Source organism: Corynebacterium sp. J010B-136 (assembly GCF_002967075.1).
Taxonomy (GTDB): domain Bacteria; phylum Actinomycetota; class Actinomycetes; order Mycobacteriales; family Mycobacteriaceae; genus Corynebacterium.
The window spans coordinates 87,643-99,924 of record NZ_PUGE01000004.1 but is presented as its reverse complement, the minus strand read 5'-3'; the positions used below and the strand labels follow the sequence as shown (position 1 = coordinate 99,924).

At 56.7% G+C, this 12,282-nt stretch carries 11 protein-coding genes and 1 tRNA gene; 5 read left to right on the top strand and 7 right to left on the bottom strand.

Annotated features, from left to right (window positions below; all coding sequences use genetic code 11):
• Positions 1-70 precede the first annotated feature (70 nt).
• Together C5Y44_RS07905 and C5Y44_RS13240 are read right to left on the bottom strand one after the other, a co-directional pair.
• The gene (locus C5Y44_RS07905; RefSeq protein ID WP_146108484.1) at positions 71-574 is read right to left on the bottom strand and encodes a hypothetical protein; all 504 of its coding nucleotides are present in this window, start codon (positions 572-574) and stop codon (positions 71-73) included.
• A gap of 15 nt (positions 575-589) precedes the next feature.
• Positions 590-1,348, bottom strand: coding sequence for a hypothetical protein (locus tag C5Y44_RS13240; RefSeq protein WP_146108483.1), 759 nt, complete (start codon positions 1,346-1,348; stop codon positions 590-592).
• 208 nt (positions 1,349-1,556) lie between these two features.
• Here C5Y44_RS13240 and C5Y44_RS07900 point away from each other — a divergent pair, with 208 nt between their 5' ends.
• A complete protein-coding gene (locus C5Y44_RS07900) occupies positions 1,557-2,759 on the top strand; it encodes a YibE/F family protein (protein WP_105324436.1) in 1,203 nt (400 codons plus the stop codon).
• Here the strand turns inward: C5Y44_RS07900 and C5Y44_RS07895 are convergent.
• Together C5Y44_RS07895 and dcd are read right to left on the bottom strand one after the other, a co-directional pair.
• Complete coding sequence (locus C5Y44_RS07895; protein WP_199186010.1) at positions 2,671-3,999, bottom strand: UDP-glucose/GDP-mannose dehydrogenase family protein; 1,329 nt, start codon at positions 3,997-3,999, stop codon at positions 2,671-2,673. The genes C5Y44_RS07900 and C5Y44_RS07895 overlap by 89 nt on opposite strands.
• A 42-nt stretch (positions 4,000-4,041) precedes the next feature.
• Entirely contained in the window at positions 4,042-4,605 is a 564-nt protein-coding gene (gene dcd / locus C5Y44_RS07890; protein WP_066796668.1) for a dCTP deaminase, read from the bottom strand.
• 59 nt (positions 4,606-4,664) lie between these two features.
• Here dcd and C5Y44_RS07885 point away from each other — a divergent pair.
• Positions 4,665-4,738, top strand: a tRNA-Gly gene (locus C5Y44_RS07885).
• A gap of 7 nt (positions 4,739-4,745) precedes the next feature.
• Here C5Y44_RS07885 and C5Y44_RS07880 read toward each other — a convergent pair.
• Together C5Y44_RS07880 and C5Y44_RS07875 are read right to left on the bottom strand one after the other, a co-directional pair.
• Positions 4,746-6,428, bottom strand: coding sequence for a VanW family protein (locus C5Y44_RS07880; RefSeq protein WP_199186009.1), 1,683 nt, complete (start codon positions 6,426-6,428; stop codon positions 4,746-4,748).
• Positions 6,429-6,456: 28 nt separating this feature from the next.
• Positions 6,457-7,524, bottom strand: a complete 1,068-nt coding sequence (locus C5Y44_RS07875; RefSeq protein ID WP_105324435.1) for a glycoside hydrolase family 3 N-terminal domain-containing protein — start codon at positions 7,522-7,524, stop codon at positions 6,457-6,459.
• A 61-nt stretch (positions 7,525-7,585) separates the two neighbouring features.
• Here C5Y44_RS07875 and C5Y44_RS07870 point away from each other — a divergent pair, with 61 nt between their 5' ends.
• Genes C5Y44_RS07870 through C5Y44_RS07860 form a run of 3 tightly spaced genes read left to right on the top strand, consistent with a single transcriptional unit; the run spans position 7,586 to position 11,254 of the window.
• Positions 7,586-8,089: a universal stress protein gene (locus C5Y44_RS07870; RefSeq protein ID WP_105324586.1), complete on the top strand. Its 504-nt coding sequence runs from the start codon at positions 7,586-7,588 to the stop codon at positions 8,087-8,089.
• Positions 8,090-8,104: 15 nt separating this feature from the next.
• Entirely contained in the window at positions 8,105-8,278 is a 174-nt protein-coding gene (locus tag C5Y44_RS07865; protein WP_079005596.1) for a DUF2613 domain-containing protein, read from the top strand.
• Positions 8,279-11,254, top strand: a complete 2,976-nt coding sequence (locus C5Y44_RS07860) for an alpha-(1->3)-arabinofuranosyltransferase family protein (RefSeq protein ID WP_105324434.1) — start codon at positions 8,279-8,281, stop codon at positions 11,252-11,254. It abuts the gene before it with no gap.
• Here C5Y44_RS07860 and C5Y44_RS07855 read toward each other — a convergent pair.
• Positions 11,179-12,270 (bottom strand): acyltransferase, encoded by a 1,092-nt coding sequence (locus C5Y44_RS07855; RefSeq protein WP_105324433.1) that lies wholly within the window; start codon positions 12,268-12,270, stop codon positions 11,179-11,181. The two genes, C5Y44_RS07860 and C5Y44_RS07855, sit on opposite strands and share 76 nt — an antisense overlap.
• Positions 12,271-12,282: the final 12 nt, after the last annotated feature.

Here is a 12,282-nt window from a genome sequence, read left to right as displayed (position 1 = left end):
CCGCAGCCCAAAACCTGTGGATAACTTTTCAGGCGAAACACGAAACCGCAGGCCACAGCATGTGCAATTTTCAGAGCGCCGACCGGAATCCACCATCATAGGACTTAAGAAACAACCCGCGGCTTCGAACTAGAGGCAATAAAAATTCCAGCTTCTGTTTACTAAACCCGAAGAGCGTCACGGAAAAGTCCGGTTGAACTTCTACAAGAACGCCGTCTTCTTCACAGATGAAATAAACAACCTGGTAGTGCCCAGTGCTCATAGCGGTGTCCAGGAGGGTGTCATATAGTTTCGCGAGTTCAACTTCAGTGGTAGCGTTGGCGCTGATCACCCATTGGTAGTCAGATATCTGTCGCATACCGAAGCATCGATAGTGCTGGTACATAAAGTTCAAGAGAACAAAGGCAACGCCTTTGGAAAAGGTCGCACGTTCGTTTTTCTCCCAGAACGCTTCGAGTTTGAGAAATTCCTGATCTTCAGGATGAAACGGAATGTAATCAATTACGTGGTACTTCTCCGAGGCCAAAGTGCGCTCGATAAATTCTGTTTCAGCTTTTGTCAGCTCGTCCATCACTAGAACTCTCCTTTACTAACCACGAAGCACCTCTCCGCGCCCACCTAACGACGCTATCCGCTTACCTCTTGAATCAAAAAGCTTCCACTTGCTACCTCCATGCCCTGAACGGTCGGGGCTGATCCTCCACCCTCCAGACTCCTTCTTATCCCCGCTGTTTCGAACAGGCTTCGTAAACTTTTCTAGTCTCACATTTCCATTGTTGTCCCTAATTCGTGTGGGAATACTTCCACGAATTTTGGCCTTTTCTGTTGCTGATCTATCTGCAAGGACTGTACTAATTTTCTTAGCCAACCATGAACCAGCAGCTATAGCGACACCGGCAACTATGATGCCACCTGTAGCAGCAATGGCAATTTGTCCGATTCCGGGAATAAAGTAAATCCCTGGCGCAGCAACTAGTGCCCTTGGCTGCAAAACAGGAATGTTCTCTGGATTACAAGATCCACCAACATAGACTAACGAATTGAGGTATTGATCAAATTCTTCCTCGGTAATGTAGTCGTCATTTACCCATAATCCGCTTTCAGTCACCCTAACGTTAGAACTTGAGTTATCTTCGGCCTCTGTGCATTCAAGGCCAACTGAAGGTACTTCTTCCGCGTCGGCAGAGGGTGCGAACAGTATTAATGAGCCAACACATACTGGAGCTAAAACTAAACTGGTCCAACGATTTCTGGAAATTCGGTTCTGGGGTATTCCCGCGCCTGGATTCTGCGTGCCCCTAAATCTAGTTGTCGGGCCGCGATTTTTCCTGAAAAATAGGAAAGACATCCCCCCGATAAGCCATTCGCACAGTTCAGCAATCTGCAAATTCCCCCCGCGGCACCCTTGGTGCGGCGAGGTATGAAGAATATGCGTTAGTCATGAACCTGAGTCTCAGACCAGCACGCAGCCCTGCCAACAGGAAAAAGAATTTTGCCCTCAAACCTGTGGATAACCGCTCGGACGATCTGTTAACCCGCAGGCTAGAGTATGTGGAATGAATATGTGGCGGAAGGGTTTGCTGGCACTGTTGGCTTTGGTGGGCGTAATAACGCTGGTTGGGCTGGTGTGGTTGTGGCCGAGCGCTACGACGAAGGCGGGCGAGGATTTCCCGTTTAATCAACCGCAAGTTCTGGGCACGGTGGTCAAGGTGGATAACCATTTGTGTGATTCTGCGCTGACCGGAACACGCATGGAGACGGCGCCGCTGATTCCTGCTGGTGACGGCGGTGACTGCACGCGTTCCTTGGTGGAGTTTGATGACGGCACTTTCACTCAGCTGGTGCACTGGGGTGTGGCGGGCGAGCCGGAGCTAGCTGAAGGCGACCGTATCGTCATGTCGGAGACCGACGGCAGCCTATATGCTTTCGCCGATTATGAGCGCACCAACAACTTGCTTGTCTGGGGTGTTGTTGCGGCGATTGTCATCGTGGTGGTTGCGGCGTGGCAGGGTCTGCGCGCACTCATCGGTCTGGCGTACAGCCTCGCGGTGGTGTTTGTCTTCCTCATCCCAGGGCTCATGGCAGGTACTAATCCCCTGCTCTTGGCTCTGGTGGCGTGTTCGACGATTGTGTTCGTGGCCGTGCCGCTGGTCCACGGCATCAATTGGAAAGCCGCATCCTCGCTGGGCGGCGTGCTTATCGCCCTGGGTTTGGCTGGATTTTTAGCGTGGGTAGCGATTGATTCATCCTCATTGCAAGGGCTTTCCGATGATTCCAACCTCAAGCTTCTCCTCTACGTCCCCGGTGTGTCCATCGTGGGCATTTTGCTCAGCGGCTTCGTCATCGGCGCATTGGGAAGTTTGAATGACGTGGCTATTGCGCAGGCCTCGACGGTTAATGAGCTGGCCTATGCGCAGCCCGATGCGGGCGTGTGGGAGCTTTTTGTCTCCGCCATGAAGGTCGGACGTGACCACATCGCGTCGATGGTCTACACGCTGGTGCTGACGTATACGGGTGCGAGTTTGCCGCTGCTGATTTTAATCTCCGCCGCCGATAGAACTATTGCCAGCACGTTGAGCTCCGATGTCATGGCCACGGAACTGTTGCGCTCAGGTGTGGGCGCGATTGCGCTAACGCTCGCAGTTCCGTTGACTACGGTGATTGCGGCACTTACGGTGTCAAGGTCCGACCTAGAGCCTCCACGGTCCATCCCGCGGCATTCCAGGAAGCGACGTCGAGGACGTTACGTCCATCAATGATATGGGTTCGCGCAACCAGCTCAGCCACGGCCTTCGGGTCTAAGTCGCGGAATTCTTGCCATTCGGTCGCAAGGATAACTAATTCCGCATCAGCAAGTGCCTCGGAAGCACTCTCTGCGTAGCCAAGCGTCGGAAAAACCTTGCGGGCGTTGTCCATGCCTTGGGGGTCATAGACAGTTACTGCGGCGCCGCCGAGAGATAGGGAACCTGCAACAGATAGCGCGGGCGAGTCGCGGACATCGTCCGAGTTGGGTTTGAAGGCACAGCCCAGCACGGTCACGCGGTGTCCCAGCAAAGAGCCGTTGAAGGCGCGCTTGGCCAAATCCACCATGCGGTCGCGGCGGCGCATGTTGATCGCGTCGACTTCGCGCAGAAAGGTCAGCGCTTGGTCCGCGCCGAGCTCGCCGGCACGCGCCATAAAGGCACGGATGTCTTTGGGAAGGCAGCCGCCGCCGAAGCCTAGGCCGGCGCCTAAGAACTTGCGGCCGATGCGGTCATCGTGGCCAATAGCATCCGCGAGCGCCACGACATCGCCGCCAGCGATTTCACAGATTTCTGAGACCGCGTTGATAAAGGAAATCTTGGTAGCCAAGAAAGCATTAGCGGCGACTTTTACCAGCTCCGCGGTCTGTAAGTCAGTGACCAAGAAGGGCGTATTATCCGCCAAGGGTTGTGCATAGACTTCGCGCGCCAAAGACTCTGCAGCGCTATCGCCAGAGCGCACGCCCAACACAATCCGGTCTGGGGTAATCGTGTCTTTAACCGCGTAGCCTTCGCGCAGAAATTCAGGATTCCACGCGATTTCCACCGAGGTTCCCTCCGGCGCCAAAGAATCCGCCAACTCTTGCAGCTCAGCAGCAGTGCCAACTGGAACCGTGGACTTGCCAAAAATAACGTGCTCTCCGCGCAACAACGGCACGAGCTGCTCAATCACCGCACGCACATAGGTCATATCGGCAGCATAAGAACCGTGGCGCTGCGGGGTGCCCACGCCGAGAAAGTGCACGTTGGCAAACTCTGCGGCGAGCTCATAGTCCGTCGAAAAGCTCAAGCGCCCAGCGGCCAAATTCCGCTCGAGCACTTCCGGCAAACCAGGTTCATAAAAAGGCACCGTGCCCGACGACAACGCCGCGATCTTATTGTCATCCACATCCACGCCGAGCACTTCGTGGCCCAATTCGGCCATGCATGCTGCGTGCGTTGCGCCTAAATACCCGGTACCAAAGACTGTCATTTTCATAATTGCACAGCCTAGTGGTCCAAGTTGAACCCACGATTAAATCTATTGAAAATTCAGGTAGGACTTCGACGGGGTGGGGCCGCGCTGACCTTGGTACTTCGAGCCCAAAGCGCCGGAGCCATAAGGAACTTCAGCCGGCGAGCTCATCATGAACATCGCCATCTGGCCAACCTTCATGCCCGGCCACAAGGTGATCGGCAAGTTTGCCACGTTGGAAAGCTCCAAAGTGATATGCCCAGAAAAACCGGGGTCGATAAAGCCCGCGGTGGAGTGGGTCAAAAGGCCCAGTCGGCCAAGGGAAGATTTACCTTCCAGACGGCCCGCCAGGTCATTCGGCAGGGTGAACTTCTCCAAGGTGGCAGCGAGTACAAACTCACCAGGGTGCAGCACGAAAGATTCGCCCTCAGGTACTTCGACCTCAGTGGTCAAATCAGGCATGTCGCGCTTAGGGTCGATGTGGGTGTACTTCGAGTTATTAAAAACCCGGAAGTACTTGTCGATGCGCACATCCACGCTCGACGGTTGGATAAGCTCCGGCTCAAAAGGCTCAATGCCTAGGCGTCCAGCTTCAATGGCAGCGCGGATATCCTTGTCGGATAGAAGCACAATGACCCTCCAAGTTTCTGAGGCTTAATTCCTCGGTGTACACTTATATTTTGTTACGCGCCGGCGTAGTTTAGTGGTAGAACATCAGCTTCCCAAGCTGAGAGTGCGAGTTCGATTCTCGTCGCCGGCTCCATTTTAACCTAGCTGCAGGTCACAATCGGCTGGGGATCATAGACGGTGGTTACTGTCTCGCGGTTGATTTCATTCCCGCTCAAATCCCGGATGATGCGAGTATCGGACGTCGTAAATCCAGGCGCACCTGAAGAAGGCGCACAATCGCTGCCGGATAATTGAATCCGGTGCGGCGAGGTTTGTGCCCAGCGGCCATTGTTAACAGATTCCACATCTACAGTCTTCACACCCATCAATTTCACGGTCACGTTGCCGCCGCCAAAGCTGGTTTGAATCTGCACAGGGTACTGCGAATCATTCTTGAACTGCAGGTCAATCGCACCTTCGTACACCGTGGCTTCACGGCCCGCTGGGTAACGGGAGATGTAGTAGGAGTGCGGGGTGTGCGCAACATCGGTCATGCCGGCGAAGTAGGAAGCGTTGTACAAGGTAGTCGCAAACTGTGAAATGCCGCCGCCGACAGCAGTGCCTGCGTGGCCGTCAATAATGATGCCGGATTCCACAAAGCCCTGGGCTGCACCGCGGGGACCGGTGTAGCCGTTCAAAGAGAAGGTATCGCCCGGAGAAATAACCGCACCGTTGACCATTTGCGCGGTCAGCTCAATATTGCGGCCAGAGGCAGCCGAGTAACCCGAAGTTGTAAACTCGCCGACGACCTCATCAAAGGAGGCATTTTCTGCGTCTTCAGTAGTAAATTCTGCCGGCTCATCCTCATAGGCCGCATCCCACTTACGAGGCTCTTCGCCTAAAACGCGCATATCAAAATCGCGCAGGGTGGTCTCCCAGTCGATCACTTCGCCATCGGAATGCGGGGTGACCTGCATAGCCCCAGAGGCAAAGGAAATCTGCGCATTTTGCATTTCGGTTTCAGTATCAGCCAAGGTGGCATCGAAAAGCTCTTGTGCGCGCTCCACATCAATGTCTAGCTGGAGGTTTTCTCCCTCCTTCTTGACCCCAACAAAGCTGGAAATAGCCTGTTTATCCAAGCTTGCGGTGACATCTTCGCGCCCCTTGAGCTCCAAGTCGCCGTTGAGTGCGGCCTTGGCTGGACCTGCGGCGAATTCATCGACCTTGTCCTGGTCAATGACCGGCTGCACGTCTTCTGGCTCGACCTCAACGCCCTTCGGGTCAAGCCAATCACTGGTGACTTTCTCCTCCAGCTGGCCGCGGTCAACGCTTTGGCCAAGCTTGGCATCAACGGTCTTGACCTCGCCTTCTTCAATGGCGACTTGGCCATCGGTGGCATCGAAAGAAAGCTCATTGCTCAGGCGGTTCAGCACAGGCTCTAGGGCAGTTGGTTCAATATCGGCATCGACATCAATTTCTTGGGGTCCGCCGAAAAACGCTGCCAAGCGGGCAAAGGGGTTCATCGAAGCTTCAGGAATCGAGTCCACCGCGGCAGCAAAATCCAGCGACATGCCGGCCTGCTCAGGGATAAATTGTGCCTCGCGCTCTCCCGCCGTCACGGTCACAGACTGGGAGGTAGCGCCGCCGAGTTCGCTTTCTAGCTTGTCGATGGCAGCCTGCGGCTCCATGCGCGAAATATCCACGCCGCCGACTGACGTCTTGCGTGGAAGTTTGCCCTTGCCACTGACAACATCCAGTGCGTAGGCAACGCCCAAGATCACCAAAAGGCCCACGAGGAGCCCGGCGATAATGGCCCACTTTTTCCCTGTACCAGCTTTATTCACAGATCTTAGGGTAATGCGTTATTACACGCTATCCAACCTGTGGCAGGCGTGAGCGGGGAATCTGCCCAGACTCCACGGCCTGGACGCAGGCCTCAATGACCGCATCAATATTGCTTGCCGATGACCATAGTGCCTGGTCAGCACCTGCCGCCAGCGCCGCGGGGACTGCTTGTTCAATGCTCATCGTATTGGAAATCGCGGCCATACCGGTGAGATCGTCGGTATACGCCGTGCCATGGAATTGATGGTGGTTACGCAAAAGCCCGTAAGCGTGATTGTTTAAGCTGGCAGGGGTTATGCCATCACCAAGCCCTGGCACCACCATGTGTCCAACCATCACCGCGGCATCGGGAGCCTGGGCGAAAGCTTCCTTAAAAGGAATCAGGTCATGTTGAAAAAGTTGCGACAACGGCGGGGTGATTGCCTCACCCAGGTGCGTATCGCCTGAGGCATGTCCATGGCCGGGGTAGTGCTTAAAGACAGCTTGCACCCCGGCGCTTTGCAGACCGCGGGCAAAGGCCGCGCCATAATCACCCGCAAGGTGCGGGTCTTGGGAAAAGGAGCGGTCTCCGACAACTTCCAATCCGCCGCCATCAACGTCAATGACCGGCGCGAAATCCACCGTGATGCCGTACGCTCGCAGGCTTTTACCGATTTCATACGCTTTGGCCTCTACCTGCTCAATGCTCATTGTTGCAGCTAGTTCACGGGGGGAAGGGTGTGCGCCTAAAATCTCAGAAAAGCGCTGCACGCGTCCGCCTTCAAAATCAATGGAAACATCAAAAGGCCGGCCGATTTCTTCCCGCAACCCCTCGATTTGATAGAGCAGGTTCGGATCGGCCCAACTGGTAATGAAAATCCCGCCGACGCCGGCTTGGAGTTTGGCTTTAGCATCGGCGTAATTGACCACACCCGGCATGAGCATGCGGGCTACTTGTTCGCGCACATCTACCTCTGGCTTGGGCGTACTTGTCGTCGTTGTCGGCGTTGTCGAGGTGGTGGTGCTGGTCGGGGTTGGGGCGGGGGTGTCATCGACAGGCGCGGCGCAGCCAGCAAGCATGCTTGCCGCGAGAATTAATCCAACAAACCTTTTCATCGATTTCCTAGTGTGCCGCACTCACCCCATTTTGGCTAATGGCATGGTTACAATTGTCGATATGAATAATGCACAGACCATGCTCATTGCCTACGACGGCTCCGATAGAGCCGCGCGCGCCATGGAATACGCTGCGCGTTTCTTGCAACCTGGAACGGTGGAAATCTTAACTGCCTGGGAGCCCGTGGCGCGCCAAGCAGCACGCGTGGTGACGCGCACGGGCCTGCAACAAGCCGCCATGGACACCGAGGCGGTCGAAGATGACCCAGCATATGAAGAGGCTCTAGCGATTTGCCGCGAAGGTGTGAAAGTCGCTGAGGATTTAGGTCTTGCTGGACGTGCGCATTTAGTAGAGTCAGCAACAACCATCGCTTCTGCTATCGTGGACGCCGCTGACGAGTTAGATGTTGATATTATTGTCACTGGTACCCGCGCTTTGAAGGGTTTTCGTGGCTGGTGGAATAATTCCACGGCGGAGCACATTGTGCGTCATGCTGGCCGCCCGGTCTTTATTGTCCCGCCGGAAAAAGATGATGAAGACGATGCCCCCGAATACTTCGACTAAGGAATTGTAGAAAATATGCCTCGCACTTTCGGCCCCGCCCTCGGCTCTGTTGTCGTGGGTATTGCCTTGGGGATTATTACCATCATTGGGGTGGCACAGTTCTCCGGGCAGGATTCGGTGCCATCGTCGCATGCAGTGCCTGCCGATGAAGCCGTGATGGGCAGCCCTGAATACGGATCCCGCGGATAGTTGTATGTCCACGCTATCGGGTGGGTAATCTGTGCCGTTTTAGCTTTTGCGCAGCCTTTCGGGCTGATTGCTGCGGATACCAAACATGATTTGAGCGCCGATCCTTTAGGCTTTTTAGCCGGCGCTTTTTCTGTCTACTCTGATAATTTTCCTCTTGGCCAGTTACAAAACCAGGCCTATGGCTACCTGTTTCCACAAGGTGCCTTTTTCCTCTTTACGGATTTTCTCCCCGACTGGGTAGCTCAGCGTCTGTGGTGGACAATTGTGCTGGGCGTGGGCTATTCGGGCTTTGTTGTCCTTGCCCGCAAAGTTGTCACTCTTTCCCCTGCCTGGCTGGTACTCGGCGGTTTCGTCTATGCGCTGAGCCCGCGTGCGTTAACGACATTGACGGCGATTTCTTCGGAGACTTGGCCGGTCATGCTCGCGCCCTGGGTGGTGGCGCCGTTTCTGGTGCAGCGCATCTCGTGGCGGCACATTGCTGCTGCCGTCGTTCCGGTGGCGTGTATGGGCGCGATTAATGCCACCGCGACATTAGCCGCGTGTGTCCCCGCGGCCATCGTGTTGTTGTACCGCAAACAATTCAAAGCCCTCGGCCTGTGGCTTATCGGCTGCGCGCTGGTCAGCGCCTGGTGGATCGGCCCGCTGCTCATCCTGGGCACATACGCACCTGCTTTTACGGACTATATTGAATCTGCTTATGTAACCACGCGCTGGTTGAACCTGCCGGAGCTGCTGCGTGGTGCCACCAGCTGGTCCACGTTTGTCGAAACCGAACGCCAAGCCGGTTCCCTTCTCACCACCGAGCCGCTTTTTGTCCTCGCCACCTGCGCGGTCGCTGCAGTGGGCTTGGCAGGGCTAACCCGCCTTCCCAAAGTGTGGACCGCGATGTTGCTCATCGGCATCGCCGTCATGGGCACGCACTTAGGTGTTTACCTCGATTTCCTCGATGGCGCTGGCGCCTTTATGCGCAACCTGCACAAATTCGACCCCCTGGTGCGCTTGCCCTTGGCACTCGGGGTGGCGGTCGCAGCGCACAAGCTTGCTACCCGTCGTATGGCTGCCGCCACGTTAGTGGTTTTGGTGGTGCTCACCAGCACCGCGCCTGCTTGGACAGGCCGGCTTTTGCCTAAAGGCGCCTATGAAGAGGTGCCGCAGTACTGGCAGGAAGCCGCCGACTTTATCAACAAAAACGCGCAAGATACCCGCACGCTGATTGCTCCGCAGACTTCTTTTGCCCGCCAAGACTGGGGCTGGACCCGCGATGAACCAGCCCAACCGCTTGTGGATACCCCGCTGGCTTTCCGCGACGCCATCCCGCTGATTCCCGCCGAGGCCATCCGCGGGCTCGACGGCATCATGGACATCTTGCGCTACGACCCCGCCCAGGGCGCCAAGTCCTTGCAGCGCCTGGGAATCGGCGTGGTTGTCTACCGCCATGACTTGGAGAATTCCTTTACTGAGTTCGACCCGGAGGAACTTCGCGGTACCGTGCATACCTTCGGCGAGGTCGACGTGGTGCTCCTGGACGAGCAACCCGACATGCTCATCGCCGACAACCAGCCCACCACCGTTGCTGGCGGCGGGGAAATCCTCGCTCTGCTCGACATGCTGGGTACTCCCGGCCCGCGTCAACTAGTCAAAGACAACGCCGACATCGTCACCGATACTCCAGCGCTGGTGGACAGGAACTTCGGCACACTCGATGGCGCATCCAGCGCGCAGTTGGCCGAAGGGGACGAATCTACCTCCAACAACGCCGCGCGCGATTACCCCAGCGCTGGGCCGCTGACCACCGTGAGGGAGGGGGATGTGAGGTTGTCGGCGGTGTCATCGGCAAGCAATGCTTCTGCCTTTGGCGGCGCCAACCCGGCGCGCTCTCTGACCGCTGCCGCCGATGGCAACCCCGAAACCGCCTGGTGGCCAGCACCGGGACACACCGGCTGGTTACAGCTTGACGGCGATTTTCCTACGCCCGAAATCACGCTGACCGCCACGCGCAACACCGAGGTGGAAATCCACGGCGCCGACGGCGCGAAGGTCACCGCCAAGTTAGAGGCCGATACCCCGCGCACCATTACCGTGCCTGGCGGGCCGACCGAAACCATCCGCGTGGAGTTGACCGAGCGCGTCGGCATTGCCGAAATCGCTCAAGCCGAGCGCGTGGTCACGGTGCCGGATACCTCGCCGAATGTGCAGCAGTTTATTTTCCAGCGCCTTTTCCTCGACACCGGCATTATCATCCGCAAATTCACCGCTCCGCGCGAGATGACCGTCACCCTAGATGCTGATAGAGCAGAAGTGCTTATCGATGACACTCTCTACTCCCCCGGCGACACCATCTCCTTGGAGAAGGGCACGCACCGGGTGGAAACCCGCGCGCAGTGGATGAGCCTGACTGCCACGGATGCGCAAGTGGCTTATGAAGCTACTGGCGCTGAAATTGCGGCTGCCGATTCCGAGCGGATTTTAAACACCGGCCGCGCATTTAACGCTGGTCTGCGCGGCTATCTCGGTGATGTGGAATTAGAGCCCGTGCAGATTGATGCCGCATCGCAGGCTTTTGTAATTCCGGCTGGGGCTTCGGGCCAGTTCCACATGGACCATGTTGCCGATGGCTTTTACCGCGCGTGGCTTGTCATTGGCGGGGCGATTGGCATCGCAACGCTTGTGGCGTGCGCATGGACAGGGCGTGTGCGCGGTGAGCCAGCGCAATTAGAAATGGGTCGGCCGTGGGTACTCGGTCTTGCGGTTCTAGCTGCGGTCAATTGGGTCTTCGGCCTAGCTGCGCTCGGCGTGTGGGCCGTGTTGCGCTGGACCAATCTTCAGCCGGCGTACTTATCGCCGGCGCTGATGCTCATTGCGGGTGCGATGTTGGCCAGGGCGCCGTGGCCATCGGAAAGCTATGCCGGTGATTCCGTCTTGGTTGCCGGCTTATCCGCCGCCGCTGTGGCGTGTCTTTTCTTGCCGCGGAAATAAAGCCGCGCGGGTTCCTCAATCAGTTCATAGCTGGCGTAGCTAACCGCGATGGTAAACGCGACGGTGAGGATAAAAATCAGCGCGAAGTGCCCGGAGAATAACGGAATACCCGTGAGCGGGAACATCAGCCCCAAGATAGCGACGTGCCATAAGAAGATGGAATAGGAAATCTTGCCCAGAAACTGCCAGATTCTGCTATGCAGAATCTGGCTAGGACCCCCCAGGGCATAAGGCACCACGATGCATGCGGCGAATAGTCCACCAGCGAGAATACGGCGGTTAAACTCTGCCGGTTCTGGGTGTACCAAACCTTGCGGACCAAACCATGCGCGCGAAGCCACCCACATGATGGCTGCGGCAAGCAGCCACGCGAAAGGACGAATGCGCGAGGGAATTTTCACGCGGCCTTCACATTCCGCGGCGAGCATGCCGATCGCAAACCACGAAATATAGGACGGTGGCCAGATTTGGAAGTTAATGCCCTCGCCGTCGAAACCCGCGACGAAAGGTAGCCACGGCCAGGCAAAGGACAGCACTGCGGCACCGATAATCGCGGCTAAGCGCCCTCGGCGACTTAGCCTGCGCATCGCCCAGGCAATCACAGGAAGAGCGAGGTAAAAGGCCACTTCCACGCACAATGACCACAGGTGTGTCAGCCCAGGCGCGAGCCCGTCGGGGATATACAGCTGCGTCAGCGTGAGGTTGGTGAGAATCTGCCAAATATCCATGGTCCGCGCCTCGGGGAAAAGCAGAATCACAGCGCTGACGCAGACCAGATAAGCAGGGGCGATGCGCGCGGTGCGGTTGCGGTAATAGTGCTGGTTTACGGGCCTGCGCCACAGCACAAAGGCCGAGAGCGCGAAGAAGACTGCGACAAAATAGTCAAAGCGTTCTGCCAGTGCCCAGCCGGTGCCGGTTTGGAAGGAAACATGGGTGACAACGATTCCCAGTGCGGCTACCGCGCGGATGCCGTCTAAAGCGGGTAGATGCTGCGGTAAAGTACTAATCGTTATCACCTCCTGTTATTT